Raw genomic sequence first — 26,743 nt, 5'->3', positions numbered from 1 at the left:
CCGGGCGCCCCCGTCACCACGCGGCTACTCCGCCACGGGCAGCTGCGCCCCGTCCCGCAGGAACAGCGGGATGCGGTCCAGCGGGGCGTCGACCGTCACGGCCCGCCCGCCCTCGTAGGTCTCACCGGTCCACGCGTCCGTCCAGGACGCGCCCGCCGGCAGATACGCCGTACGGGCCGTCGCTCCCGCGGTGAGCACCGGTGCGACCAGCAGGTCACGGCCGAAGAGATACGCGTCGTCGATCTGCCAGGCGGCCTGGTCGCCGGGGAACTCCAGGAACAGCGGGCGCATCACCGGCAGGCCCTCCTCGTGGGCCTCGCGCATCACGTTCAGGACGTACGGCTTGAGCCGCTCGCGCAGCCGCAGATACGTCTCCAGGATCGCCCCGGCCTCCTCGCCGTAGGACCACACCTCGTTGGGACCGCCGGTCATCTCCGGGCCCAGCGGCATGCCGGGCTCGCGGAAGCCGTGCAGCCGCATCAGCGGGGACAGCGCGCCGAACTGGAACCAGCGGACCAGCACCTCCCGGTACTCCTCGTCGTCCGGGTCGCCACCGTGGAAGCCGCCGATGTCGGTGTTCCACCACGGGATGCCGGACAGGGCCGTGTTGAGGCCGGCCGCGATCTGGCGGCGCAGGGTGGCGAAGTCGGTGCCGATGTCACCGGACCACAGGGCCGCGCCGTAGCGCTGACTGCCCGCCCACGCCGAGCGGTTGAGGGTGATGATCTCCTCCTCGCCGGACTCCTTCAGACCCTCGTGGAAGGTGCGGGCGTTCTCCGCCGGGTAGAGGTTGCCGACCTCCAGGCCGGGCCCCGCCCAGTAGCGCAGGTTCTCCTGGAAGCCCGGCTTCAGCTCCGGCTCGCAGGCGTCCAGCCAGAACGCCTTGATGCCGTACGGCACCAGGTAGTTGTCCCGGACCCGGGACCACACGAACTCCCGCGCCTCGGGGTTGGTCGCGTCGTAGAAGGCCACCTGGACCGTGGAGGCGACCTCCTTGTCCGGCCAGTCGGCGTGCGCCATCGGCCCGTACTGGGTGCCGATGAAGTAGCCGCGCTGCTCCATCAGCGCGTGGTTCTCGCTCAGCGGGGACACCGACGGCCACACCGAGACGACGAGTTCGATGCCCAGCTCGTCCAGCTCGCGGACCATCGCCGCCGGGTCCGGCCACTCCTTCGGGTCGAACTTCCACTCGCCGAGGTGCGTCCAGTGGAAGAAGTCGCACACGATCACGTCGATGGGCAGGTTCCGGCGCTTGTACTCCCGCGCGACGGCGAGGAGTTCGTCCTGGGTGCGGTAGCGCAGCTTGCACTGCCAGAAGCCCGCCGCCCACGCGGGCAGCATGGGGGTGCGGCCGGTGACCGCGCTGTAGCGGCGCTGGGCGTCGGCCGGGGCGCCCGCGGTGATCCAGTAGTCGATCTGGCGCGCCGAGTCCGCCACCCAGCGGGTGCCGTTGTGCGCCAGCTCCACCCGGCCGATCGCCGGGTTGTTCCACAGCAGGGTGTAGCCGCGGCTGGAGGTCAGGACCGGGATGGAGACCTCGGCGTTGCGCTGGACCAGATCCACCACCAGGCCCTTCTGGTCCAGCCGGCCGTGCTGGTGCTGGCCGAGGCCGTACAGCTTCTCGTCGTCGTACGCGGCGAACCGCTGCTCCAGCCGGTGGTGGCCATTGCCGACGGCCGTGTACAGACGCGGGCCCGGCCACCAGAAGTGGGCGCGCTCCTCGGCGAGGAGTTCGGCGCCGTCGTCGGTGCGTACAAAGCGGATCAGGCCCTCGGCGTTCACCCGCACGGTCAGCGCGCCGACCGTGAGCCGCCCCTCGCCGTCGCCGATCTTGACGGTGGACTCGGTGGGCGGGGCCTCGGCGAGCAGCGCGCCCGGCAGCCCGTCGAGGACCGGTCCGCCCAGCCGGGCCCGGACCCGGACCGCGTCCGGACCCCACGGCTCGATCCGCAGCGTCTCCTGACGGCCGCTCCACTCCAGCGCGCCGCCCTGCTCGCGGAACGTGCCGACGGTGGGGGAGGACTGCGCGAGGCTGACCTTGGGCTGTGTTTCGGCAGGCTGAATCACGTCGCGTGCTCCTGAAGACATGGGGGTGCCCCGGAAGGGCCGACTGGGCCCGGACAGGGCCGGGAAAAGGGCGCGCGCCCGGTGGGGACGAGAGCCGTGGGGACCGCGCCCGTCAGGACGCGGCCGGCGCCGGTCCCGTGCTCGCGCGGACCGTCAACTCGGGCGCGATCAGCACGACCTCGTCGCTGCCGCGCCCGTCCAGCTTGGCGACCAGGTGTTCCACGGCGTACCGGCCCATCTCCTGGGCCGGGATGGCGACCGAGGTCAGCCGGACCGACGCCTGGACGGCGACCTGGTCCGGGCAGACCGCCACCACCGAGACGTCCTCCGGTACCGCCCGGCCCTGCTGGCGCAGCAGCGCGAGCAGCGGCTCGACCGCCGACTCGTTCTGCACCACGAACCCGGTGGTCGCCGGACGCTCGTCGAAGACCCGGGCGAGCGTCGCCGCCATCGCGTCGTACCCGCCCTCGCACGGGCGGTGCAGCACCCGCAGCCCCAGCTCGCGGGCGCGGGCGCGCAGTCCCTGAAGGGTGCGCTCGGCGAAGCCGGTGTGCCGCTCGTAGACGGCCGGGGCCTCGCCGATGACGGCGATGTCCCGGTGCCCGAGCGACGCCAGATGCTCCACGCACAGCGCGCCCGTCGCCGTGAAGTCGAGGTCCACGCACGTCAGACCGGTGGTGTCGGAGGGCAGTCCGATCAGCACCGACGGCTGGTCGGCGCCGCGCAGCAGCGGCAGCCGCTCGTCCTCCAGCTCGACGTCCATGAGGATCATCGCGTCGGCGAGCCCGCTGCCGGTGACCCGGCGCACCGCGTCCGGGCCCTCCTCGCCGGTGAGCAGCAGGACGTCGTAGCCGTGGGTGCGGGCGGTGGTGGCCACCGCGATGGCGATCTCCATCATCACCGGCACGTACATGTCCGTGCGCAGCGGGATCATCAGCGCGATGATGTTCGACCGGCTGCTGGCCAGGGCCCGGGCACCGGCGTTCGGGTGGTACCCCAGCTCCCGGATGCTCTGCTCGACCCGCTGCCGGGTGGTCGCGGAGATGGACCGCTTGCCGCTGAGGACATAGCTCACCGTGCTCGCCGAGACTCCGGCGTGCTGGGCGACCTCGGCGAGGGTGACCATCCGCTCTCCAAGCTTTGTGAAGCGCTTCGACAACGCGCAGTGCGAACAATGGCGGGTGAGGGTGGTTCGACAGTAGCCCCAGCGCGGGTGGGTGTCCATAGGCTGTCGAAGCGCTTCGACAGCTTTCTTTCCCGACCCCTCCCGCAGCCAGTGAACACCACGGCTGGGCCGAACGGCCGCGCGAAGGGTGGTGCGACCGTCCGTTATCGGGTACATACGATCGCGTAGCACCCGTCGGTAACCAATTGGACCTTGATCCCGATTCGCGGCGAGGTGAGCCTCATGTCCGCCACTCCCACCACACGACCCGTCGTCACCGAACGTGAGGCCCGCCAGGTGGCGGAGGCGGCCCGGGAACAGCACTGGCGCAAGCCCAGCTTCGCCAAGGAGCTGTTCCTCGGCCGCTTCCGCCTCGACCTCATCCACCCCCACCCGCTCCCCGCCGACGAGGACGTCCGCCGCGGCGAGGAGTTCCTGGCCAAGCTGCGCGCGTTCTGCGAGACCGAGATCGACTCCGCCCGCATCGAACGCGAGGCGCGCATCCCCGACGAGACCGTGGCCGGGCTCAAGGAACTCGGCGCCCTCGGCATGAAGATCGACCCCCGGTACGGCGGCCTCGGCCTCACCCAGGTCTACTACAACAAGGCCCTCGCCCTGGCCGGCTCCGCCAGCCCCGCGGTCGGCGCCCTGCTCAGCGCCCACCAGTCCATCGGCGTCCCGCAGCCGCTGAAGATGTTCGGCACACCCGAGCAGAAGGAGCGGTTCCTGCCGCGCTGCGCCCGCACCGACATCTCCGCCTTCCTCCTCACCGAGCCCGACGTCGGCTCCGACCCGGCCCGCCTCGCCACCACGGCCGTGCCCGACGGCGACGACTACGTCCTCGACGGAGTGAAACTCTGGACCACCAACGGCGTGGTCGCCGACCTGCTCGTCGTCATGGCCCGCGTCCCGAAGTCCGAGGGCCACAAGGGCGGCATCACCGCGTTCGTCGTCGAGGCGTCGTCCCCGGGCATCACCGTCGAGAACCGCAACGCGTTCATGGGCCTGCGCGGCCTCGAGAACGGCGTCACCCGATTCCAGGGCGTCCGCGTCCCCGCCGCGAACCGCATCGGCCCCGAGGGCGCCGGCCTGAAGATCGCCCTGACCACGCTGAACACCGGCCGCCTGTCCCTGCCCGCGATGTGCGCCGGCGCCGGCAAGTGGTGCCTGAAGATCGCCCGCGAGTGGGCGGGGGTGCGCGAGCAGTGGGGCAAGCCGGTCGCCCACCACGAGGCCGTCGGTTCGAAGATCGCCTTCATCGCCGCGACGACGTTCGCCCTCGAAGCCGTCCTCGACCTGTCGTCCCAGATGGCCGACGAGGACCGCAACGACATCCGCATCGAGGCCGCCCTCGCCAAGCTCTACGGCTCCGAGATGGCCTGGCTCATGGCCGACGAACTCGTCCAGATCCGCGGCGGCCGGGGCTTCGAGACCGCCGAGTCCCTGAAAGCGCGCGGCGAGCGGGCCGTACCGGCCGAGCAGATCCTGCGCGACCTGCGCATCAACCGCATCTTCGAGGGCTCCACCGAGATCATGCACCTCCTCATCGCCCGCGAGGCGGTCGACGCCCACCTCTCCGTCGCCGGCGACCTCATCGACCCCGACAAGTCCCTCCAGGACAAGGCGAAGGCGGGCGCCCAGGCGGGCGTCTTCTACGCCAAGTGGCTGCCCAAGCTCATCGCGGGCCCCGGCCAGCTGCCCCGCTCCTACGCCGAGTTCCGGCACGGCGGCGCCGACCTCTCCCCGCACCTGCGCTACGTCGAGCGCACCGCCCGCAAACTCGCCCGCTCCACCTTCTACGCCATGTCCCGCTGGCAGGGCCGCATGGAGACCAAGCAGGGCTTCCTCGGCCGGATCGTCGACATCGGCGCCGAACTCTTCGCCATGAGCGCCGCCTGCGTCCGCGCCGAACTCCTCCGCTCCCAGGGCGACCACGGCCGCGAGGCCTACCAGCTCGCCGACGCCTTCTGCCATCAGGCCCGCCTGCGCGTCGACGCCCTCTTCACCCGCCTGTGGAACAACACGGACGACCTGGACCGCAAACTGGTGAAGGGCGTCCTGTCCGGCGCCTACGAATGGCTCGAACACGGAGTGATCGACCCCTCCGACGACGGCCCCTGGATCGCCGACACCCACACCCCCGACACCCCCCGCCCCGACGTACGCCGCACCATCCCCGACTGACCGACGACACCCACGCGAGGGACGCGCTGTCCTGACACCGCTCCCGTGCGGCCACAATGGGGGGATGAGCGACAGTCCATCCCCCCTCGCGGATCCGCACCGCCTCTACGACCCGGTGACGGAAGACGGCCCGAAGGACGTGGTGATCCTCGGCTCCACCGGGTCGATCGGCACCCAGGCCATCGATCTCGTGCTGCGCAACCCGGACCGCTTCCGGGTGACCGGCCTGTCCGCCAACGGCGGGCGGGTCGCCCTCCTCGCCGAGCAGGCGCGGCGGCTGCGGGTGCGGACCGTGGCGGTCGCCCGCGAGGACGTGGTGCCCGCGCTGCGCGAGGCCCTGAGCGCCGAGTACGGCCCGGGGGAGCCGCTGCCCGAGATCCTGGCCGGCCCCGACGCGGCCACCCAGCTCGCCGGCTCCGACTGCCACACCGTGCTCAACGGCATCACCGGCTCCATCGGCCTCGCCCCGACCCTCGCCGCCCTGGAGGCGGGCCGCACCCTCGCGCTCGCCAACAAGGAGTCGCTCATCGTCGGCGGCCCGCTGGTCAAGGCGCTCGCCAAGCCCGGCCAGATCATCCCGGTCGACTCCGAGCACGCCGCCCTCTTCCAGGCCCTCGCCGCGGGCACCCGCGCCGACGTGCGCAAACTCGTCGTCACCGCCTCCGGCGGCCCTTTCCGGGGCCGTACGAAGGAGGAGCTGGCCTCCGTCACCGTCGAGGACGCCCTCGCCCACCCCACCTGGGCGATGGGCCCGGTGATCACCATCAACTCCGCGACCCTCGTCAACAAGGGCCTGGAGGTCATCGAGGCGCACCTGCTCTACGACATTCCCTTCGACCGCATTGAGGTCGTCGTGCACCCGCAGTCGTATGTCCACTCGATGGTGGAGTTCACGGACGGATCGACCCTCGCCCAGGCGACGCCCCCCGACATGCGGGGCCCGATCGCCATCGGTCTCGGCTGGCCGGAACGCGTCCCCGACGCGGCCCCGGCGTTCGACTGGAGCAAGGCCTCGACCTGGGAGTTCTTCCCGCTCGACAACGAGGCGTTCCCGTCGGTGAACCTCGCCCGCCACGTCGGCGAGCTCGCGGGCACCGCCCCGGCGGTGTTCAATGCGGCCAACGAGGAGTGCGTGGAGGCCTTCCGCGGCGGCGCGCTGCCGTTCAACGGGATCATCGAGACCGTGACCCGGGTCGTCGAGGAGCACGGCACCCCGCGCACGGGAACCTCGCTCACCGTGGCGGACGTCCTCGAAGCGGAGACCTGGGCACGCACCCGGGCCCGGGAACTGACGGCGATGACGGCGGAGGCCCGTGCATGACGACCCTGATGATGATCCTCGGCATAGTCGTCTTCGCGGTCGGCCTGCTGATCTCGATCGCCTGGCACGAGCTGGGTCATCTCTCCACGGCCAAGCTGTTCGGCATCCGCGTGCCGCAGTACATGGTCGGCTTCGGCCCGACCCTGTGGTCGCGCAAGAAGGGCGAGACCGAGTACGGCATCAAGGCCATCCCGCTCGGCGGCTACATCCGCATGATCGGCATGTTCCCGCCCGGCCCCGACGGCCGGGTCGAGGCCCGCTCCACCTCCCCGTGGCGCGGCATGATCGAGGACGCCCGCTCGGCCGCCTTCGAGGAACTGCGCCCCGGCGACGAGACCCGCCTGTTCTACACCCGCAAGCCGTGGAAGCGGGTCATCGTGATGTTCGCGGGCCCCTTCATGAACCTGGTGCTCGCCATCGCCCTGTTCTTCATCGTGCTCATGGGCTTCGGCGTCACCCAGCAGACCACCGCGGTCAGCGAGGTCCAGAAGTGCGTGGTCCCGCAGAGCCAGAACCGGGACACCTGCAAGAAGTCCGACCCCGCCTCCCCGGCCGCCGCGGCCGGACTCAGGGCCGGTGACAAGATCGTCGCCTTCGACGGCGTCCGCACCGACGACTGGAACCAGCTCTCCGACCTGATCCGCTCCCACCCCGGCGAGAAGGTCGCGATCGTCGTCGACCGCAAGGGCGAGGAAGTCACCCTGCACGCCACGATCGCCACCAACCAGGTCCTCAAGAAGGACGGCAACGGCCAGGTCGTCGAGGGCGAGTACGTCACCGCCGGCTTCCTCGGCTTCAGCGCCGCCACCGGCGTGGTCAAGCAGGACTTCGGCGACTCGGTGACCTGGATGACCGACCGCGTCGGCGACGCCGTCGACTCCCTCGCCGCACTGCCCGGCAAGATCCCCGCCCTGTGGAACGCGGCCTTCGACGGCGCCCCCCGCGAGCCCGACTCCCCGATGGGCGTGGTCGGCGCGGCCCGCGTCGGCGGCGAGATCTTCACCCTCGACATCCCGGCGACCCAGCAGCTCGGCATGGCCCTGATGCTGGTCGGAATGTTCAACCTGTCCCTGTTCCTGTTCAACATGCTCCCGCTGCTCCCGCTCGACGGCGGGCACATCGCGGGCGCCCTGTGGGAGTCGCTGCGCCGGCACACCGCCCGGCTGCTGCGCCGCCCCGACCCGGGACCGTTCGACGTGGCGAAACTGATGCCGGTGGCCTACGTGGTGGCCGGGATCTTCGTCTGCTTCACGATCCTGGTGCTGATCGCGGACGTCGTTAACCCGGTCAGAATCTCGTAGTCACACGGAGTTCCCGGCGGCCCGGCGGCACTCGCCCGCCGGGCCGCTCCTGTTCGAGTGGTTCTCGGGTGTGATGTGCTTAGGTCCTGGCCGGTGCCGTAATCTCGAAGGCCGGAGCCCGCCGCTGAACGGGACCGGGACCTTGATCCACGACTTGGGGTTGCACAGCAGATGACTGCGATTTCTCTCGGCATGCCGTCCGTTCCGACCAAGCTCGCCGAGCGCCGCAAGAGCCGGCAGATCCAGGTCGGATCCGTGGCGGTCGGCGGGGACGCGCCGGTCTCGGTCCAGTCCATGACGACGACCCGCACCTCCGACATCGGCGCCACCCTCCAGCAGATCGCCGAGCTGACCGCCTCCGGCTGCCAGATCGTCCGCGTCGCCTGCCCCACCCAGGACGACGCCGACGCGCTGCCGATCATCGCGAAGAAGTCCCAGATCCCGGTCATCGCGGACATCCACTTCCAGCCGAAGTACGTCTTCGCCGCCATCGAGGCCGGCTGCGCCGCGGTCCGCGTGAACCCGGGCAACATCAAGAAGTTCGACGACCAGGTCAAGGAGATCGCCAAGGCCGCCAAGGACCACGGCACTCCCATCCGGATCGGCGTCAACGCGGGCTCCCTCGACAAGCGCCTGCTCGAGAAGTACGGCAAGGCCACCCCCGAGGCGCTGGTCGAGTCCGCCCTCTGGGAGGCCTCCCTCTTCGAGGAGCACGACTTCCGCGACATCAAGATTTCGGTCAAGCACAACGACCCGGTCGTGATGATCGAGGCCTACCGCCAGCTCGCCGCCCAGTGCGACTACCCCCTCCACCTCGGCGTCACCGAGGCCGGCCCCGCCTTCCAGGGCACCATCAAGTCGGCCGTCGCCTTCGGCGCGTTGCTCTCCCAGGGCATCGGCGACACCATCCGCGTCTCGCTGTCCGCCCCGCCCGTGGAGGAGGTCAAGGTCGGCCTCCAGATCCTCCAGTCCCTCGGCCTGCGCCAGCGCGGCCTGGAGATCGTCTCCTGCCCGTCCTGCGGCCGCGCCCAGGTCGACGTCTACAAGCTCGCCGAGGAGGTCACCGCCGGCCTCACCGGCATGGAGGTCCCGCTCCGCGTCGCCGTCATGGGCTGCGTCGTCAACGGCCCCGGCGAGGCCCGCGAGGCAGACCTCGGCGTCGCCTCCGGCAACGGCAAGGGCCAGATCTTCGTCAAGGGCGAGGTCATCAAGACCGTCCCCGAGTCCAAGATCGTCGAGACCCTCATCGAGGAGGCCATGAAGCTGGCCGAACAGATGGAGGCCGAAGGCGTCACCGGCGGCGAACCGACCATCTCGGTCGCCGGCTGAGCAACGCCGCCGGGGCCCGCGCCCCCGAAGGGGCGCGGGGAACTGCGCGAGCAACCACAGCGCACGGTCAGCCGCGTACGGACAGGGCCTCCCCACCCAGTGGGCGCCCCGACTCCGGCCACGTAGCAACGGGCGGTACCCCATACGAGTCGGCCCTGCCCAGCTTCCGCAGGTACAGTGCGGAGACCAGCAGCTGACCCCGGAGGGCCCCGCACGTGCTCACCCAGACGACCTCCCGGGTCCTCGAACCGAGCGACCTGGACGCCGCGCTCGCCCTCCTGAACCGCGAGCCGGTCGCCAACGCCTTCGTGACCTCCCGGGTCCAGGTCGCCGGACTGGACCCCTGGCGCCTCGGCGGCGAGATGTGGGGTTGGTACGAGGACGGCATGCTCACGTCGCTGTGCTACGCCGGCGCCAACCTCGTCCCCATCTGCGCCACCCCCCGCGCCGTCCGCGCCTTCGCCGACCGCGCCCGCCGGGCCGGCCGCCGCTGCTCCTCCATCGTGGGCCCCGCCGAACCCACCGCCCAGCTGTGGCGGCTGCTGGAGCCGCACTGGGGCCCGGCCCGCGAGGTCCGCGCCCACCAGCCGCTGATGGTCACCGACCGCATGCCCGACGACATCGCCCCGGACCCCTACGTCCGCCGCGTCCGCAAGGACGAGATGGAGACGATCATGCCGGCGTGCGTGGCGATGTTCACCGAGGAGGTCGGCGTCTCCCCGCTGGCCGGCGACGGCGGCCTGCTCTACCAGGCCCGGGTCGCCGAACTCGTCGGCTCCGGCCGCTCCTTCGCCCGCCTCGACGAGCACGGCAACGTCATGTTCAAGGCGGAGATCGGCGCCGCGACCCCGCAGGCCTGCCAGATCCAGGGCGTCTGGGTCGCCCCCGAGTACCGCGGCCGGGGCCTCGCCGCCCCCGGCATGGCCGCCGTCCTGCGCTACGCCCTCGCGGACGTGGCCCCCGTGGTCAGCCTGTACGTCAACGACTACAACACGGCCGCGCGCCGGACGTACCGCCGCGTGGGCTTCCGCGAGGTCGGCGCCTTCATGAGCGTGCTGTTCTGAGACCGCTTCCCCCGCTGTAGGCTCGCCGACATGCTTCGCGACATCACGATCGCCCCCCTCGACCTCCCCGCCCACGTCGACGAAGCGCTGGCCGTCCAAGCCCTGGCCTTCGGGCTCGGCCCGGACGAGGTGGCCGTACGCCGCCAGATCGTCCTGCGCCACATGACCTACCCGGGCGCGAGGGCCCTCGGTGCCACCGTCGGGGGACGGCTCGTCGGATTCGTCTACGGCATGCCCAACAGCCGCACCCACTGGTGGTCCACGATCGTCGAGCCGTACCTGCGCGCGCAGGGCAACGACGCCTGGCTCGACGACTCCTTCGTGATCACCGAGCTGCACGTCCACCCGCGCTACCAGAACCGCGGCATCGGCCGCGCGCTGATCACCACGATCACCGACAGCGCCACCGAGCCCCGATCGATCCTCTCCGCGATCGACACCGACAGCCCGGCCCGCGGCCTCTACCACTCCCTCGGCTACCAGGACCTGGCCCGCCGCGTCCTCTTCCCGAGCGCGCCCCGCCCGTACGCCGTGATGGGCGCCCCGCTCCCGCTGCGCCGCCGCTAGGGCCTGTCCGACAAATTCCCGCCTGCCCCGCGACGCCCGGCACGCGCGCTCGCCGCGTTGCCGAAACACCCACGTGGCTCCGCCACGATGGCGCTGGCGCCCCGCAGGGCCCGCCCTGCGGGCGGACGACGGGAATTTGTCAGACAGGCCCTAAACCGATTTCCGCGGGCCCCCGCCCCCCGGCTAACCTCCTAGCCACAACCCTTCCCCCACTCTCGGCTGCGCTCGAGCGGGGGGACCCCCGTCAGCAGGAGTACGAGAACCATGGCCAACGCACCGGTCCAGCGCATGTCCCAGTTGATGGCGAAGACCCTGCGCGACGACCCGGCGGACGCCGAGGTCCTCAGCCACAAGCTGCTCGTCCGCGCCGGCTACGTACGCCGGACCGCGGCGGGCGTGTGGACCTGGCTGCCGCTCGGCAAGAAGGTCCTCGCCAACGTGGAGCGCATCGTCCGCGAGGAGATGGACGCCATCGGCGCCCAGGAGGTGCTGCTCCCCGCCCTGCTGCCGCGCGAGCCGTACGAGGCGACCGGCCGCTGGAACGAGTACGGCGCCGAGCTGTTCCGCCTCCAGGACCGCAAGGGCGGCGACTACCTGCTCGGCCCCACCCACGAGGAGATCTTCACCCTGCTGGTGAAGGACCAGGCGTCCTCCTACAAGGACCTGCCGGTCATCCTCTACCAGATCCAGACCAAGTTCCGCGACGAGGCCCGCCCCCGGGCCGGCATCCTGCGCGGCCGTGAGTTCCTGATGAAGGACTCGTACTCCTTCGACCTGGAGGACGAGGGCCTCGCCCACTCCTACGCCCTGCACCGCCAGGCCTACCAGAAGGTCTTCGAGCGCCTCGGCCTCGACTACCGCATCTGCGCCGCCACCGCCGGCGCCATGGGCGGCTCCAAGTCCGAGGAGTTCCTGGCCCCCGCCGAGGCCGGCGAGGACACCTTCGCGGACTGCCCGAACTGCGACTTCGCCGCCAACACCGAGGCGATCACCTACGAGCTGAAGCCGGTCGACGCCTCCGGCGTTCCGGCCGCCGAGGACATCCCCACCCCGGACACCCCCACCATCGAGACCCTGGCCGCCTCCCTCGGCGTCCCGGCCTCCGCCACCCTGAAGAACCTCCTGGTGAAGGTCGACGGCGAGATCGTCGCCGTGGGCGTGCCCGGTGACCGCGAGGTCGACATGGACAAGGTCGAGGCGCACTTCGCCCCGGCCGCCGTCGAGATGGTCACGGAGGCGGACTTCGCGGGCCGCCCCGACCTGGTCCGCGGCTACGTCGGCCCGCAGGGCCTGGACAAGGTCACGTACATCGCCGACCCGCGCGTGGCCCCCGGCACCGCCTGGATCACCGGCGCCAACAAGCCCGACACCCACACCAAGAACGTCGTGGCGGGCCGCGACTTCGAGGTCGACGAGTACGTCGACGTCGTGGTCGTCCAGGAGGGCGACCCCTGCCCCAAGTGCGGCACCGGCCTGAAGCTGGACCGCGCCATCGAGATCGGCCACATCTTCCAGCTGGGCCGCAAGTACACCGACGCCCTCAAGCTCGACGTCCTCGGCCAGAACGGCAAGCCGGTCCGCGTCACCATGGGCTCCTACGGCATCGGCGTCTCCCGCGCCGTCGCCGCGCTCGCCGAGCAGACCGCCGACGACAAGGGCCTGTGCTGGCCCAAGGAGGTCGCCCCCGCCGACGTCCACGTCGTCGCCGCCGGCAAGGCCCTGCAGACCGAACTCGCCCTCGACATCTCCGAGAAGCTGGCGGCGGCCGGCGTGCGCGTCCTGGTCGACGACCGCGCGGGTGTCTCCCCGGGCGTGAAGTTCACCGACTCCGAGCTGATCGGCGTCCCCCAGATCCTGGTCGCGGGCCGCCGCGCCGGCGAGGGCGTCGTCGAGCTGAAGGACCGCCGGACCGGCGAGCGCGAGGAACTCACGGTCGAGGAGGCCATCGCCCGCCTCACGGCGTGAGCGGCGCACACGGCAGGCACCTGTGAACGCCGGGCGGGTCGAACCGGCCCGTCCGGCGTGAGCCGCCGCGCCCAGGAACGCCGAGCGAGTCGAACCGGCCCGTCCGGCGTTCGAGGACGAGGCCCGTTCGGGCCGAAGCGGGGGTCTGGGGGGGGCGGCAGCCCCCGGAGGCCGGCGGGCACTACAGCCAGCCGGCGAACTCCAGCAGCAGCTCCGCGTCCTGCTCCCGGCCGACCCTGCGCGCCCGTACGCCCGACTCCACGGCCCGGAACAGCGTCCAGCCGCGCAACCGCTCCTGGTCCACCTCCAGCGACTCCGCGAGCCGCTTCACCCGCCGCCGCGTCGTCGCCGCACCGGACGGCTGCGCGATCAGATCCTCCACCCGGTCCCGGACCAGCCGCGCCAGATCGAACGCGCACTCGCCGACCACCGGGTCAGGCCCCACGGCCAGCCACGGCATCCGCTCCGCGGCCAGCACCTTGCTCTGCCGGAACGTGCCGTGCAGCAGCCGCTCCTCCGGCGGCTCCGCCAGCAGCTCCTCACGGGCCGCCAGCGCCACCTCCACCAGCGGCGCGACCTCCGCGTCCGCCTCCGCGCTCGCCCGCATCGCCGCGGCCTGCCGCCCCGTGCGCCCGGCGACCGTCTCGAAGGTGTGGCCCTCCGGCGGCGCCACCCACAGCCGGCGCAGCGTGCCCGCCGCCTCCAGCAGCGCCTTCGCCTCCGGCAGCGACCGCACCGACACATCCGGGTGCAGCCGCTCCAGCAGCAGCGCCCCGTCGCGCGCGTCCTCCTCCAGCAGCTGTACGGCGCCCCGCCCGGCCCAGTGCGCGAGCGCGGCCCGCTCGCTCTCCGGGCGGGCCCGGGGCGGCGCCAGCTTCAGCACGGCCGGGGTGCCGTCGGGGCGCCGTACCAGCACCACGAGGCTGCTGCGGCCACCCGGCACCTGCACCCGCTCGACGGTCAACCCGCGCAGCGAGACGGCCTGCCGTGCCGTCTCGGGCAGCTTCTCGAGCCAGTCGTCACCGTCCGGTGCCGTCTCACCGAGCGCCCTCACCAGACGCCGCGGCGGTTCGAAAGCCATACGCGAGTCGTTCCCTTCCGGTGCGCTTCACGTCGTGGGCGTCGCGGACGCCGACGCGGTGCCCGCCCGTTCGGCGAGCCCAGGGAAGGCTACGCTCCCGCCCCGCCAGCGCACCGCTCGCACCGCCGCCTCCCGCAGGGCCGCCGCCGCGGTGCCCCGGCGCTGCCCCTCGGCGGCCCGCACCAGGTCGGAGTAGACCCCGGCGACACGGTCCTCCAGCTCGGCGGCGAGCCGGGTGGCGGACTCGGAGTCCGTCACAGCGAAGGGCAGCGCGTATCCGGCCGCCGCGGCGACCGGCTTGCCGCCGAGGTCCCGCACCTCCCGCGCGAGCGCGTCCCGCCGCGCCCGGTGCGCGTCGTACGCCGCCCGCGCCTCCGCCCGCCGCTCCTCGCGGATCCGCCCGCCGACGACGCCGTACCCGTACACCGCCGCGTGCTCCGCCGCCAACGCCGCCTGCAGCGCGCCCAGCTCCCGCTCGGCCACTTTGCTCACTTGCCCGCCTCCGTCAGCAGATTTGCTCACTTGCCCGCCTCCGTCAGCAGATAGGCGTGCGCCGCCCCGGCCGCGGCCACCGAGGCCAGCAGGCGGGCCAGCTCACCCGGAACGTCCATCAGCGCCTTCGCCCGCCGGTCGGCGAGCGTGCGCTCGGCGGCGGCCAGTTCGGCGAGGGCGGTCTTCTCGTCGGCGGGAACGGGGGGCGTCGACGCCGACGCCGACGGTGACAGGGAAGGGGACGGGGACGAGGACGGCGCGGTGCCCTCCTCGAAGGCCTTGCGGTGCCGTACGACCTCCGCGCGCAGCGGTGCCAGCCGTTCCGTCAGCGCGGGATGGGCGGCGAGGACCGCGTCGTACCGCTCGGCCAGCCGCGCGCTGTCCCGGGCGGCACGCGCGCGGGCGCGGTCGGCGGCTGCGGGGCTGCCGCCCCGGCCGCCGCCGGAGTCCTCCGGCCCGGCGGAGCAGCCCGACAGGAGGGCGACCCCGGCGGCCGAGGCGAGCAGGGTTCTGCGGCGCGGCCCCGAGGGGGTGCGCGGCGGCGGGGGGTACGGCACGGCTGGCGTCCTCGGAGGCTCGTACGAACGTCATGGGGCGGCATCCGGTGGCCCGCCCGTGATCACGGTACCCGCGCACGTGTCCGACACCACTCATCGGCACCGCGCCCGTACCACGCGCCCGCACCGCCCCGGCGCCGGTGGACGGCAACACTCCCCGGGACCGGATACCCTTTGACCTGACACGCGACCCATCCCACAACAGCACACGCGGCCGAGGAGTCACCCGGATGAGCACCACCCAGAGCGAGAGGCTGCGAGAACTCCTGGAACCGCTCGTCAGCTCCCAGGGCCTGGATCTGGAAGAGATCGCGGTGGACTCGGTCGGACGCAAGCGGGTGCTGCGCGTCGTCGTCGACTCCGACACCGGGGCGGACCTGGACCAGATCGCCGATGTGAGCCGCGCGCTCTCGGCGAGGCTCGACGAGACGGACGCGATGGGCGAGGGCGAGTACACCCTCGAGGTCGGAACCCCGGGCGCCGAACGCCTCCTCACGGAACACCGGCACTATGTGCGCGCCACCGGACGGCTGGTGAGGTTCCAGCTGACGGAGGGCGGCGAACTGGTCGCCAGAATCCTCGACGTCGACGACGAGGGCGTCGAACTGGAGGTGCCCGGAGTCAAGGGGCGCAAGCCGTCCGCGCGCAGGCTCACCTTCCCGGAGATCGCCAGGGCGCGCGTCCAGGTCGAGTTCAACCGCAAGGACGAGAAGTCCCACAAGAAGGAAGAGGAGGCGTAGCCGTGGACATCGACATGAGTGCCCTGCGGGGCTTGGTACGGGAGAAGGAGATCTCCTTCGACCTGCTGGTCGAGGCCATCGAATCGGCCCTCCTCATCGCCTACCACCGCACCGAGGGAAGCCGCCGACACGCGCGCGTGGAGCTCAACCGCGAGACCGGTCACGTGACCGTGTGGGCGAAGGAGGACCCCGAGGACCTCGAGCCGGGGCAGGAGCCCCGCGAGTTCGACGACACCCCGTCCGGCTTCGGCCGTATCGCCGCCACCACCGCCAAGCAGGTCATCCTGCAGCGGCTGCGCGACGCCGAGGACGACGCGACGCTCGGCGAGTACGCCGGCCGCGAGGGCGACATCGTCACCGGCGTGGTCCAGCAGGGCCGCGACCCCAAGAACGTGCTCGTCGACATCGGCAAGCTCGAGGCCATCCTGCCGGTGCAGGAGCAGGTGCCCGGCGAGTCCTACCCGCACGGCATGCGCCTGCGGTCGTACGTCGTCCGGGTGGCGAAGGGTGTCCGCGGCCCGTCCGTGACCCTGTCGCGCACGCACCCCAATCTGGTGAAGAAGCTCTTCGCGCTGGAGGTGCCGGAGATCGCCGACGGCTCCGTCGAGATCGCCGCCATCGCGCGTGAGGCCGGTCACCGTACGAAGATCGCCGTCCGCTCCACCCGTTCGGGTCTGAACGCCAAGGGCGCCTGCATCGGCCCCATGGGCGGCCGTGTGCGCAATGTCATGGGCGAACTGAACGGCGAGAAGATCGACATCGTCGACTGGTCGGACGACCCGGCCGAGATGGTGGCGAACGCGCTCTCCCCGGCCCGCGTCTCCAAGGTGGAGGTCGTGGACCTGGCCGCCCGCTCCGCCCGCGTGACGGTGCCCGACTACCAGCTGTCGCTGGCGATCGGCAAGGAGGGGCAGAACGCCCGCCTCGCGGCCCGGCTGACCGGCTGGCGGATCGACATCCGGCCCGACACCGAGCAGACCGCGGACCGGTCCGGGGAATAGATCCCAGCCGCGCGGCGCTTAGATCACGACAGGTTGCCGCGCGGCAACTGTTCGAATCCTGCCCCAAAGGGGTGAGGTGCGTACGGGGAGGTAGACTTAAGAGTGTCTGGCCGGACGCGGGTCCGCGCATGCCCTGAACGCACCTGTGTGGGGTGCCGGGAACGAGCGGCCAAGACGGAGCTGCTGCGCATCGTGGCGATCGAGGACGAATGCGTCCCCGATCCTCGCGGTACGCTGCCCGGCCGGGGTGCGTACGTACACCCCGCTCTGGTCTGTCTCGATCAGGCGGTACGCCGCCGGGCGTTCACGAGGGCACTGCGCGCCCCGGGAGCGCTCGACACAAAGGCGTTGCGCCAGTACGTCGAGCGGACAACAGTTGCCGACCAGGCAACACGGTAAGAAACGTGCCGTACGGAACCCCGTGCGGCTTGGTACCTCGCGAGTCGAAAGCAGGTCGAGATTGCGATGAGCACTCGATGAGTACGCGATGAGTACGCCCATGAACTAGCGACGGTCCGGCCGCAACCCGGACCTCAAAGGAGCGAAGTGGCTAAGGTCCGGGTATACGAACTCGCCAAGGAGTTCGGTGTGGAGAGCAAGGTCGTCATGGCCAAGCTCCAGGAACTCGGTGAATTCGTCCGTTCGGCGTCTTCGACGATCGAAGCGCCGGTTGTACGCAAACTGACTGACGCCTTCCAGGGCGGTGGCAGCGGCAAGTCCGCCGGCAAGCCCGCCCCGCGCAAGGCTGCCCCCAAGCCCGCCCCCGCGCCGTCCCCGGCGCAGGCCCAGGCGGCACGTCCGGCTCCGGCCACCCCGAAGCCGGGCGCCCCGAAGCCCCCGGCGGCGCCGCAGCCCGCGGCCCCGGCGGCCCAGCAGCCCTCGGCCCCCGCGCCGGCCTCCGGCCCGCGCCCGGTGCCGGGTCCCAAGCCCGCGCCGCGTCCGGCGCCGGCCGCCCCGGAGTTCACCGCTCCGCCGTCGGCTCCGGCCCCGTCCAACGCGCCCAAGCCCGGCGGTCCCCGTCCGGGTGCCCCGAAGCCCGGGGCCCGTCCCGCCGCGTCCGGCCAGGACCGGCAGCAGGGCGGTCAGCGTCCCGCCGCCGCCCAGGGCGGCGGTCGTCCCGGCGGCCAGGCGCCGCGTCCGGGCGCCCGTCCGGCCGGTCCGCGTCCGGGCAACAACCCCTTCACCTCCGGCGGCAACGCCGGCATGGCCCGCCCGCAGGCCCCCCGCCCGCAGGGCGCGCCGCGTCCCGGCGGCCCGGGTGCTCCCGGCGCCGGTCCGCGTCCGCAGGCTCCGGGCGCCCCGGGCGCCGGTCCGCGTCCGCAGGCTCCGGGCGGCGCCCGTCCGACTCCGGGCTCGATGCCGCGTCCGCAGGGCGGTCCCCGTCCCGGCGGCGGCCCCGGCGGCCCGCGTCCGAACCCCGGCATGATGCCGCAGCGTCCCGCTGCGGGCCCGCGTCCCGGCGGTGGCCCCGGCGGCCGCGGTCCCGGTGGCGGCGGTCGTCCCGGTGGCGGCGGCGGTCGTCCGGGCGGCGGCGGCTTCGCCGGCCGTCCGGGTGGCGGTGGCGGCGGCTTCGCCGGTCGTCCCGCGGGTCCCGGTGGCGGTGGCGGTGGCTTCGCCGGTCGTCCGGGTGGTCCCGGTGGTGGCGGCGGTGGCCGTCCCGGCTTCGGTGGCCGTCCCGGCGGTCCCGGTGGCCGTGGTGGCACGCAGGGCGCCTTCGGCCGTCCCGGCGGTCCCGCGCGCCGTGGCCGCAAGTCGAAGCGGCAGCGTCGCCAGGAGTACGAGGCCATGCAGGCCCCGTCGGTCGGCGGCGTGATGCTGCCTCGCGGCAACGGCGAGACCATTCGCCTGTCGCGCGGTGCGTCGCTCACCGACTTCGCGGAGAAGATCAACGCCAACCCGGCGTCGCTCGTCGCGGTCATGATGAACCTCGGCGAGATGGTCACCGCGACCCAGTCCGTCTCCGACGAGACCCTCCAGCTCCTCGCCGACGAGATGAACTACACGGTTCAGATCGTCAGCCCGGAGGAGGAGGACCGCGAGCTGCTCGAGTCCTTCGACATCGAGTTCGGTGAGGACGAGGGCTCCGAGGAGGACCTGGTCGTCCGTCCGCCGGTCGTGACCGTCATGGGTCACGTCGACCACGGTAAGACCCGGCTGCTCGACGCCATCCGCAAGACCAACGTCATTGCGGGCGAGGCCGGCGGCATCACCCAGCACATCGGTGCCTACCAGGTCTCGACCCAGGTCAACGACGAAGAGCGCAAGATCACCTTCATCGACACCCCGGGTCACGAGGCGTTCACCGCCATGCGTGCCCGTGGTGCGAAGTCGACCGACATCGCGATCCTGGTCGTCGCGGCCAACGACGGCGTCATGCCGCAGACGGTCGAGGCGCTCAACCACGCCAAGGCGGCCGACGTGCCGATCGTGGTCGCGGTCAACAAGATCGACGTCGAGGGTGCCGACCCGACCAAGGTGCGCGGTCAGCTGACCGAGTACGGCCTGGTGGCCGAGGAGTACGGCGGCGACACCATGTTCGTCGACATCTCCGCCAAGCAGGGTCTGCACATCGACTCGCTGCTGGAGGCCGTGATCCTCACGGCCGACGCCTCGCTCGACCTGCGGGCCAACCCGAACCAGGACGCGCAGGGCATCTCGATCGAGTCCCGCCTCGACCGCGGCCGCGGTGCCGTGGCGACGGTCCTCGTCCAGCGAGGCACCCTGCGGGTCGGCGACACGATGGTCGTGGGCGACGCCTACGGTCGCGTGCGCGCCATGCTCGACGACAACGGCAACAACGTCGCCGAGGCCGGCCCGTCGACGCCGGTCCAGGTCCTGGGCCTGACCAACGTCCCGGGTGCGGGCGACAACTTCCTGGTGGTCGACGAGGACCGTACGGCCCGTCAGATCGCCGAGAAGCGCGCCGCCCGCGAGCGCAACGCGGCCTTCGCGAAGCGCACGCGCCGTGTCTCGCTGGAGGACCTGGACAAGGTCCTGAAGGCCGGCGAGGTCCAGCAGCTGAACCTGATCATCAAGGGTGACGCGTCCGGTTCGGTCGAGGCTCTCGAGTCCTCGCTGCTCCAGCTGGACGTCGGCGAAGAGGTCGACATCCGCGTCCTGCACCGCGGCGTCGGTGCGGTCACGGAGTCCGACATCGACCTGGCGATGGGCTCCGACGCCATCGTGATCGGCTTCAACGTCCGCGCGGCCGGCCGCGCGGCGCAGATGGCCGAGCGCGAAGGCGTGGACGTCCGGTACTACTCGGTCATCTACCAGGCGATCGAGGAGATCGAGGCGGCCCTGAAGGGCATGCTCAAGCCGGAGTACGAAGAGGTCGAGCTCGGCACGGCGGAGATCCGCGAGGTCTTCAAGTCGTCCAAGCTGGGCAACATCGCCGGTGTGCTCATCCGGTCCGGCGAGGTCCGCCGCAACACCAAGGCCCGCCTCATCCGAGACGGCAAGGTGGTCGCGGAGAACCTCAACATCGAGGGCCTGCGTCGCTTCAAGGACGACGTCACCGAGATCCGCGAAGGCTTCGAGGGCGGTATCAACCTCGGCAACTTCAACGACATCAAGGTCGACGACGTCATCGCGACGTACGAGATGCGCGAGAAGCCGCGGGCGTAACGTTCACGGTCCGTGTCGGCCGACGGGAGTCCGCTCCCGTCGGCCGGCGCGCCGTTTCGGGGCCCTGGGGCCTGCCGGGCAGGCCCCGGCGGGCCGCCCCACCGGGTCTACGGAGCGTAATATCCGTCGATGATCCCGCCCCCTTCGTTGTACGGTTCTGGGGGTCCCCTTGCTCGAAGAGCTCGGGGGAGTCCCCGGCCGCACGGCCGGCAGGACCATCGATCCCGTACCGGCGGGTGAACCGGTTACACAGATGTATGTGGGGACGCTGTCCTTCGACCTGCTCCTCGGCGACGTACGGTCGCTGAAGGAGAAGCGCTCCGTCGTCCGCCCGATCGTCGCCGAGCTCCAGCGGAAGTACGCGGTGAGCGCGGCCGAGGTGGACCATATGGACCTCCACCGGCGGGCCGTCATCGGCCTGGCCGTGGTGTCCGGCGACGCGGGGCACCTCACCGACGTACTGGACCGGTGCGAACGGCTGGTCGCCGGCCGCCCCGAGGTGGACCTGCTGTCGGTACGCCGGCGCATCCACGGCGAAGACGACTGACGAACCCAGCCCGAGAACGTAAGAAGAGAAAGAACGGGAGACGGACCAGTGGCCGACAACGCGCGGGCTAAGAGGCTGGCGGACCTCATCCGAGAGGTGGTGGCCCAGAAGCTGCAGCGCGGGATCAAGGACCCGCGGCTCGGCTCGCACGTCACCATCACCGACACCCGGGTGACGGGTGATCTGCGGGAGGCGACCGTCTTCTACACCGTGTACGGGGACGAGGAGGAGCGGGCCGCCGCCGCGGCCGGACTGGAGAGCGCCAAGGGCATCCTGCGCTCCGAGGTCGGCAAGGCGGCCGGGGTCAAGTTCACCCCGACCCTCACCTTCGTCGCCGACGCCTTGCCGGACACCGCCCGCACCATCGAGGACCTCCTCGACAAGGCGCGGCAGTCCGACGAGGCGGTACGCGAGGCCGCCGCCAAGGCGCAGTACGCCGCCGGGGCGGACCCGTACAAGAAGCCGGGCGACGACGAGGACGACATCGCCGAATGAACCGCAAGCCCACCCCGCCCGACGGCCTGGTCATCGTCGACAAGCCGTCGGGCTTCACTTCGCATGACGTCGTGGCCAAGATGCGCGGCATCGCGAAGACCCGGCGCGTCGGCCACGCCGGCACCCTCGACCCCATGGCGACGGGCGTCCTCGTCCTCGGCGTGGAGCGCGCCACCAAGCTCCTCGGGCACCTCGCCCTGACCGAGAAGGAGTACCTGGGCACCATCCGCCTGGGCCAGACCACGGTCACGGACGACGCCGAGGGCGAGATCACCTCCACCACCGACGCCTCCCAGGTCACCCGGGACGCCATCGACACCGGCATCGCCAAGCTGACCGGCGACATCATGCAGGTGCCGTCCAAGGTCAGCGCCATCAAGATCAACGGCGTGCGGTCCTACAAGCGAGCCCGCGAGGGCGAGGACTTCGACATCCCCGCCCGCCCGGTCACCGTGAAGTCCTTCGCGGTCTACGACGTCCGCGAGGCCGTCGCCGACGACGGCACCCCGGTGCTCGACCTGGTGGTGTCGGTGGTCTGCTCCTCCGGCACCTACATCCGCGCCCTCGCCCGCGACCTGGGCGCCGACCTCGGCGTCGGCGGCCACCTCACGGCGCTGCGCCGCACCCGCGTCGGGCCGTACAAGCTGGACGCGGCGAAGACCCTCGACCAGCTCCAGCAGGAGCTGACCGTGATGCCGATCGCCGAGGCCGCCGCGGCCGCGTTCCCGCGCTGGGACGTCGACGCCAAGCGGGCCCGGCTGCTCGTCAACGGCGTCCGGCTGGAGATGCCCGAGACGTACGCGGGCGCCGGAGCGGTGGCCGTCTTCGACCCCGAGGGCCGCTTCCTGGCGCTGGTCGAGGAGCACCGCGGCAAGGCGAAGAGCCTCGCCGTCTTCGGCTGACCGGGGCGGACGGGTGTCCTGCCCGTGGAGCGGCGGCGGTCACGGGGTGTGCCCCTGCCGCCGCTCCACGGTCCCCCCTCGGTTCCCCCACCCCTAGGGTTATCCAGCGGCCCCCGTTCGTTCACCCGTCCGGGCAGGCGCTCGGAGTGAACCGAGGGAGCACAAGGGGGCGCGTTCGTCCGGTGAGCTGTCCCGCTGATCATCCGGCCCCTACCGTCGGACCGAGGGCAGGCGAGCACGGCGCGGGCGAGCGGGGCGGGGAGGTCCGATGGCGGAACGGGGCCGACGGGACGAACACTCTCCGCGGGACGAGTGCCCGCGGAACGAGTGCCCGCGGGACGAGTCCTCGGTCGATCACTCTCCGGGCGATCGTCACGCGGCACGCCCGCACCCCCCGCACGAACCGCCACCGGCGCCCGGCGACGGCCTGGTCCACATCCACGACCTCGCCGGACGCCTGCGCGGCCTCGGCTTCGTCGCCGACCACCACGGCACCGTGATCACCAGCCACGAGACCGTCGACGGCCTCCCCCGGCTCGTCCTGCGCACCGCCACCGGCGACCGCAGCCACGTGGTGACCGCCGACGCGGTGACCCCGCTGCCCGAGCGGAACCTGGCCCTCGTACGCGCCGAGGGCCTCGGCGTGCATCCGCTGCCGCTCACCGTGCGCGACCACGTCGAGACCGGTACCTACGTCCGGATCACCGCCGGCTGTCCGCGCGAGGCGCGGGTGCTGGGCGCCACCGAGGTGACGTACACCGCCACCGACCGCTGCCACCGGCTCGACGACGCCCTGGAACTGGCCATCGGCACCGCCGGGCGGGACGCGCTGCGGCTGGGCGGCGGCGCGGCCGGGGGACCGGTGCGGGACGCCGGGACCGGTGCGGTCGTCGCCGTCGTCGGCACGGCCCTGCGCTCCGGGCAGCGCGAGTGCGGCTTCGCCGTGCCCCTGCGGCCGGCCGCCGACGGCCCGCTGGCCGAGCTGCTGGCCCGCAACGCGGCGACCGTGCCCGCGTACGGCGCCGATCTCAACCTCGCGGGGGTGCTGGAGCTGACCGCTGCGGCCCTTGGGCAGGACGGTCCGCTCGGGGCGCTGGGCCGGTTGCCTGGTGGTGGGCGGGGCGGGGCGGCTGCGCCGGGTGGGTTGCCTGGTGGTGTGCTGGGTGGCTCGGGCGTGCCGGGCGGCGTGCTGGAAGGGTGTTCCGGCCGGGGCGGGGCCCGTGGGCCGGGGGAGGTGGAGCCCGTCGAGCGGGGGGCGGTCGTGCGGCACCTCACCGCGTTCGAGCACGGCCCGGCCGCGGTGCTCGCCCTCGTGGGGCCGCCGGGGAGTGGCCGTACGACGGAACTCGCGGCGCTGGCCGGGCGTCGGCACCGGGGGAGCGGGGCCGGGACCGGGGCCGGTGCGGGGGCCGCGTGGTTGCCGGGTGGGGGCGATGCGCAGGAGGGCGGCACTTCGCTCGTGGATGCCAGGGTGGTGTCCGCGTTGTGGCCGCGTGGTGCGGAGCCGGGGGACGGCGGTGCGGGGGTCGTGGATGCGGGCCGGGGTGCTCAGGGGCCCCGGGCGTCCGCCTTGTCGCTGCGCGGTGCGGAGCCGGGGGACGGTGGTACGGCGGTCGCGGATGACGCCGAGGGTGCTCGGGGTGCCGGGCCCGCGCCCACGCTCTGGCTGCGGGGGGCCGATCTGCGGGACGACGACGCCTCCGTCGCGGACGCCGTGCGGCGGGCCCTGGAGCGGGCGGCGCGGATCGCCTCCGCGGCCGGCTCGCGGTCGGCGACCCCGGACGACCTCACCCCGGAGCACCTGGCCCACGTCGCCCGCGCGGCGGGACGCCCCCTGCTGCTTCTGCTCGACGGCCCGGAGGAGATGCCCCCTGGCCTCGCCGACCGACTGCGGGCCTGGACGGACCGGACGGTCGCGTGGCTGCGGGAGACGGGTACGCGGCTGGTGGTGGCGTGCCGGGCGGAGTACTGGGAGTCGGCCGGTGCCGAATTCCCGGTTGAGCTGCTGTACGCGCCGGCGGCGGGGGAGGCCCTGCGGCACGTGGGCCCGCCCTGTGTGCCGCTCGGCGACCTCACCGAGGCGGAGGCACACCTCGCCCGCGCCCGCTACGGCATCCCCGGCGGCGCCCTCGACGAGACCGACGCCCGGCATCCGCTCACCCTCCGCCTGCTCGCCGAGGTCCGCGCGGCCGTCCCCGGTGCCCCCGTCCCGGGCCCCCTCGACCACCACGACGTGTTCTCCGCCCACCTGGACCTGATGTGCCTGCGCGTCGCGACCCGGCTCGCCGCCGAGAACGGCCTGCGCGGCACCGCCGTACGCCGGCTGGCCGCCCGGGTCGCCGGGCAGGTCCACGAGGCCGCGCGCCGCAGCCTGTGCCCCGGCCAGGGCGGACTGGACCGGCCCGCGTTCGAGGCGGTCTTCCCCTGGGGCCCCGCGCCCGACCGGCTCGGCGGCGGCACCGGCTGGGCGTCCGCCGTCCTCGCCGAGGGCCTGATCGTGCCCGCGGGCGGCGGATACCGGTTCGCGCACGAGGAGTTCGCCGACTGGATCCAGGGCATGCACCTCGACCTCGACGAGGCCCTGCGCGCCCTGGTCCACCGCCCCCGCACGGCCGGAGCGGCCCACCCCGAGCCCGTACCGCACCACCGCGTCGGCCCGGTCGTCCAGTCCCTGCTGTTCGTCGCCCGCCAGCAGGGCACCGCTCACCTCGCCTCCCGCCTCACCGAGCTGGCGCACGCCCTGGACGCCGACCCGCACTCCTGGTGGGCCGCCCGGCTGCTCTCCGAGGTCCTGCTGCGTGTCCCGGACGCCACCCCGTACCTCACCGTGCTGCGGCTGCTCGCCGACAGCGTCGTCGACTGGGGGCGCCAACAGCGGTACGTGCCCCGCGAGTTGGGCCCCGACTTCTGGACCCGGCTGCGGCTCCCGGAGGCCGAACGCCTCGACCTCCTGCGCCGCCTGGTCCTCGCCGACCCCGCCCCGCAGGCCACCCCGGCCCCCCGCTACCTGGACGCCGTCGCCCGGCTGCTCGCCGCCGCCCCGACCGCCGTACAACCGCAGCTCATCCGCTGGTTCGGCGACGAGCGGCCGCTGCCCGCGACCCCGCACGCCACCGTGGCCGCCGCCGCACAGGCCCTGCTGCACACCCATCGGCACCGGGCGGTGGACGACCTCACCGAACTGCTGGCCGACAGCGCGCACGGCCGCGCCGGTGAACTCCTCGCCGTGCTCGCCGAGGAGGAGCCGTCGGCGATCTGTCGGGCCGTGGACCGCTGGGTGCACGACGAGCGGCCCGAGCGGCGGGCCGCCGCGCTGGCGTACGGGCTGCGCGCCGCGCCCCACGTCCGCAGCGAGGCCGACCGCGAGCTGCTGCGCTACGCCGCCCTCGCGCTGCTCGCCCGCCCCGCCGACACCGCCCTGCACGGCGGCGCCCTCGGACTGCTCGTACGGGACCCCCGCACCCGCGCGCACCACCTCCCACGGGCCCTCGACCACTTCCGCGCGGGCGACCCGCACCTCCCGCCGAGCGCCCTGGCCGCCGCCCTCCCCACCCACCCCGAGCCGGTGCTCGACGCCTTCCGCGCCCGGTTGCACCTGGCCCCCGACGCCGGCGAACTGCTGCACACCCTCGCCGACGTCACCACCCCCGCCCTGGCCCCGCGGGTCGCCGCCCTGATCCGCGAGACCGTGGCCCTGCGCCCGGACCTCGCCGGGTCCGTCGCCGCGTACACCGACCGCCGCATCGACCACGGGCCCGCCACCCGCGCCGTACTGTTCCCCCTGGTCACCGATCTCCTCGACGGCGGCCCGAGTCCGGCGCCGAGTCCGCTGCGGGCCGCCCTCGCCGCCGTACTGGCCGCTCCCGGCGCGCTCCGCCGGGAGCTGCGCGAGGTCCTGCTGACCGTCGAGCGGGACCCGGCCGTGCTCGAGGCGCTGCTGCGCGCCGCCGCCCGGCGGGCCCCGGACGATCTGCGCGAGCTGGTCCACGACCTGGGCGTTCTCCTGGGGCGCACCCCCGAGGGGGCGACCCGCTTCGACCGGAGCCTGGTCGAGCTGGGGCGTGAGGTGCCCGGATTCGCGGCGCGGGTGGCCGGCTGGCTGGCCGAGGCGCCCGGCGACTGGGCCGCGTTGGTCGGTCCCAGCAGCCGGCGGATGCTGGAGAACCTGGCGGGCGTACGGATCCCCGCATGACGGCGCTCTCGCGATGATCCCGCCTCGTGCAGGGGTGACCGCGCCTCGCGCCGCGGTGATCCCGCCTCGTGCAGGGGTGATCCCGCCTCGCGCCGCGGTGATCCCGCCCCACGCCGGGGTGATCGCGCCTCGCGCCGGGGTGCTGC

General features: G+C 72.9%; 20 protein-coding genes. 15 read left to right on the top strand and 5 right to left on the bottom strand.

From position 1 onward, the window contains the following. Positions 1–24: 24 nt before the first annotated feature. Together ACIG0D_RS20935 and ACIG0D_RS20930 are read right to left on the bottom strand one after the other, a co-directional pair. Positions 25–2,067, bottom strand: coding sequence for a TIM-barrel domain-containing protein (locus ACIG0D_RS20935; RefSeq protein ID WP_399802872.1), 2,043 nt, complete (start codon positions 2,065–2,067; stop codon positions 25–27). Between the two features lie 112 nt (positions 2,068–2,179). After that, the gene (locus tag ACIG0D_RS20930) at positions 2,180–3,193 is read right to left on the bottom strand and encodes a LacI family DNA-binding transcriptional regulator (RefSeq protein ID WP_399802870.1); all 1,014 of its coding nucleotides are present in this window, start codon (positions 3,191–3,193) and stop codon (positions 2,180–2,182) included. A gap of 282 nt (positions 3,194–3,475) precedes the next feature. Between ACIG0D_RS20930 and ACIG0D_RS20925 the strand changes: the two genes are divergently transcribed. The 7 genes from ACIG0D_RS20925 to ACIG0D_RS20895 all read left to right on the top strand — a co-directional run bounded on the left by ACIG0D_RS20925 (position 3,476) and on the right by ACIG0D_RS20895 (position 12,963). Continuing rightward, positions 3,476–5,416 carry an acyl-CoA dehydrogenase family protein gene (locus ACIG0D_RS20925; protein ID WP_399802868.1) on the top strand — a complete coding sequence of 647 codons (1,941 nt, stop codon included), beginning with the start codon at positions 3,476–3,478 and terminating at the stop codon, positions 5,414–5,416. A 64-nt stretch (positions 5,417–5,480) separates the two neighbouring features. Next, on the top strand, positions 5,481–6,737 hold the full coding sequence (gene dxr, locus ACIG0D_RS20920; protein WP_399802865.1) for a 1-deoxy-D-xylulose-5-phosphate reductoisomerase: 1,257 nt from the start codon (positions 5,481–5,483) through the stop codon (positions 6,735–6,737). 8 nt (positions 6,738–6,745) lie between these two features. Further along, the gene (locus tag ACIG0D_RS20915) at positions 6,746–8,038 is read left to right on the top strand and encodes a M50 family metallopeptidase (RefSeq protein WP_399803348.1); all 1,293 of its coding nucleotides are present in this window, start codon (positions 6,746–6,748) and stop codon (positions 8,036–8,038) included. 171 nt (positions 8,039–8,209) lie between these two features. Continuing rightward, positions 8,210–9,367, top strand: coding sequence for a flavodoxin-dependent (E)-4-hydroxy-3-methylbut-2-enyl-diphosphate synthase (ispG, locus tag ACIG0D_RS20910; protein WP_399802863.1), 1,158 nt, complete (start codon positions 8,210–8,212; stop codon positions 9,365–9,367). Positions 9,368–9,582: 215 nt separating this feature from the next. Next, complete coding sequence (locus tag ACIG0D_RS20905) at positions 9,583–10,431, top strand: GNAT family N-acetyltransferase (RefSeq protein WP_399802861.1); 849 nt, start codon at positions 9,583–9,585, stop codon at positions 10,429–10,431. 30 nt (positions 10,432–10,461) lie between these two features. Continuing rightward, positions 10,462–10,998 carry a GNAT family N-acetyltransferase gene (locus ACIG0D_RS20900; protein WP_365758585.1) on the top strand — a complete coding sequence of 179 codons (537 nt, stop codon included), beginning with the start codon at positions 10,462–10,464 and terminating at the stop codon, positions 10,996–10,998. A gap of 264 nt (positions 10,999–11,262) precedes the next feature. After that, positions 11,263–12,963, top strand: coding sequence for a proline--tRNA ligase (locus ACIG0D_RS20895; protein ID WP_399802858.1), 1,701 nt, complete (start codon positions 11,263–11,265; stop codon positions 12,961–12,963). Between the two features lie 181 nt (positions 12,964–13,144). On the opposite strand, the gene ACIG0D_RS20890 is transcribed toward ACIG0D_RS20895, so the two are convergent. Genes ACIG0D_RS20890 through ACIG0D_RS20880 form a run of 3 tightly spaced genes read right to left on the bottom strand, consistent with a single transcriptional unit; the run spans position 13,145 to position 15,093 of the window. Continuing rightward, the gene (locus ACIG0D_RS20890) at positions 13,145–14,044 is read right to left on the bottom strand and encodes an aminoglycoside phosphotransferase family protein (protein ID WP_399802856.1); all 900 of its coding nucleotides are present in this window, start codon (positions 14,042–14,044) and stop codon (positions 13,145–13,147) included. A gap of 27 nt (positions 14,045–14,071) precedes the next feature. Next, a complete protein-coding gene (locus ACIG0D_RS20885; RefSeq protein WP_399802854.1) occupies positions 14,072–14,536 on the bottom strand; it encodes a ferritin-like domain-containing protein in 465 nt (154 codons plus the stop codon). A 26-nt stretch (positions 14,537–14,562) separates the two neighbouring features. After that, positions 14,563–15,093 (bottom strand): hypothetical protein, encoded by a 531-nt coding sequence (locus ACIG0D_RS20880; RefSeq protein ID WP_399802852.1) that lies wholly within the window; start codon positions 15,091–15,093, stop codon positions 14,563–14,565. A gap of 230 nt (positions 15,094–15,323) precedes the next feature. On the opposite strand from ACIG0D_RS20880, the gene rimP reads away from it, so the two are divergent. The 8 genes from rimP to ACIG0D_RS20840 all read left to right on the top strand — a co-directional run bounded on the left by rimP (position 15,324) and on the right by ACIG0D_RS20840 (position 26,597). Then, entirely contained in the window at positions 15,324–15,833 is a 510-nt protein-coding gene (gene rimP / locus ACIG0D_RS20875) for a ribosome maturation factor RimP (RefSeq protein WP_399802850.1), read from the top strand. Between the two features lie 2 nt (positions 15,834–15,835). Further along, on the top strand, positions 15,836–16,834 hold the full coding sequence (gene nusA / locus ACIG0D_RS20870) for a transcription termination factor NusA (protein ID WP_399802848.1): 999 nt from the start codon (positions 15,836–15,838) through the stop codon (positions 16,832–16,834). A 102-nt stretch (positions 16,835–16,936) separates the two neighbouring features. Then, positions 16,937–17,233 (top strand): YlxR family protein, encoded by a 297-nt coding sequence (locus ACIG0D_RS20865; RefSeq protein ID WP_399802846.1) that lies wholly within the window; start codon positions 16,937–16,939, stop codon positions 17,231–17,233. A gap of 147 nt (positions 17,234–17,380) precedes the next feature. Beyond that, entirely contained in the window at positions 17,381–20,461 is a 3,081-nt protein-coding gene (gene infB, locus ACIG0D_RS20860; protein WP_399802844.1) for a translation initiation factor IF-2, read from the top strand. Between the two features lie 253 nt (positions 20,462–20,714). Continuing rightward, positions 20,715–21,008, top strand: a complete 294-nt coding sequence (locus ACIG0D_RS20855) for a DUF503 domain-containing protein (RefSeq protein WP_365763344.1) — start codon at positions 20,715–20,717, stop codon at positions 21,006–21,008. A gap of 48 nt (positions 21,009–21,056) precedes the next feature. Next, positions 21,057–21,503, top strand: a complete 447-nt coding sequence (gene rbfA, locus ACIG0D_RS20850; protein ID WP_399802842.1) for a 30S ribosome-binding factor RbfA — start codon at positions 21,057–21,059, stop codon at positions 21,501–21,503. After that, on the top strand, positions 21,500–22,405 hold the full coding sequence (gene truB, locus ACIG0D_RS20845) for a tRNA pseudouridine(55) synthase TruB (protein ID WP_399802839.1): 906 nt from the start codon (positions 21,500–21,502) through the stop codon (positions 22,403–22,405). Before rbfA ends, truB begins: the two co-directional genes overlap by 4 nt. A gap of 268 nt (positions 22,406–22,673) precedes the next feature. Next, positions 22,674–26,597, top strand: coding sequence for a serine protease (locus ACIG0D_RS20840; RefSeq protein ID WP_399802837.1), 3,924 nt, complete (start codon positions 22,674–22,676; stop codon positions 26,595–26,597). The last annotated feature ends 146 nt before the right edge of the window (positions 26,598–26,743 follow it).

The organism is Streptomyces sp. NPDC052773 (genome assembly GCF_044547145.1).
Lineage (GTDB): Bacteria > Actinomycetota > Actinomycetes > Streptomycetales > Streptomycetaceae > Streptomyces.
The sequence above is the reverse complement of the archived record's forward strand: the minus strand, read 5'-3'. Positions and strand labels throughout refer to the sequence as shown.

Excerpts from the sequence above, each read along its gene's own strand:
- ACIG0D_RS20930 (WP_399802870.1), bottom strand. The coding sequence starts at position 3,193 with ATGGTCACCCTCGCCGAGGTCGCCCAGCACGCCGGAGTCTCGGCGAGC.
- ACIG0D_RS20925 (WP_399802868.1), top strand. The coding sequence starts at position 3,476 with ATGTCCGCCACTCCCACCACACGACCCGTCGTCACCGAACGTGAGGCC.
- dxr (WP_399802865.1), top strand. The coding sequence starts at position 5,481 with ATGAGCGACAGTCCATCCCCCCTCGCGGATCCGCACCGCCTCTACGAC.
- ACIG0D_RS20915 (WP_399803348.1), top strand. The coding sequence starts at position 6,746 with ATGATGATCCTCGGCATAGTCGTCTTCGCGGTCGGCCTGCTGATCTCG.
- ispG (WP_399802863.1), top strand. The coding sequence starts at position 8,210 with ATGACTGCGATTTCTCTCGGCATGCCGTCCGTTCCGACCAAGCTCGCC.
- ACIG0D_RS20900 (WP_365758585.1), top strand. The coding sequence starts at position 10,462 with ATGCTTCGCGACATCACGATCGCCCCCCTCGACCTCCCCGCCCACGTC.
- ACIG0D_RS20895 (WP_399802858.1), top strand. The coding sequence starts at position 11,263 with ATGGCCAACGCACCGGTCCAGCGCATGTCCCAGTTGATGGCGAAGACC.
- ACIG0D_RS20890 (WP_399802856.1), bottom strand. The coding sequence starts at position 14,044 with ATGGCTTTCGAACCGCCGCGGCGTCTGGTGAGGGCGCTCGGTGAGACG.
- rimP (WP_399802850.1), top strand. The coding sequence starts at position 15,324 with ATGAGCACCACCCAGAGCGAGAGGCTGCGAGAACTCCTGGAACCGCTC.
- ACIG0D_RS20855 (WP_365763344.1), top strand. The coding sequence starts at position 20,715 with ATGTATGTGGGGACGCTGTCCTTCGACCTGCTCCTCGGCGACGTACGG.
- truB (WP_399802839.1), top strand. The coding sequence starts at position 21,500 with ATGAACCGCAAGCCCACCCCGCCCGACGGCCTGGTCATCGTCGACAAG.
- ACIG0D_RS20840 (WP_399802837.1), top strand. The coding sequence starts at position 22,674 with ATGGCGGAACGGGGCCGACGGGACGAACACTCTCCGCGGGACGAGTGC.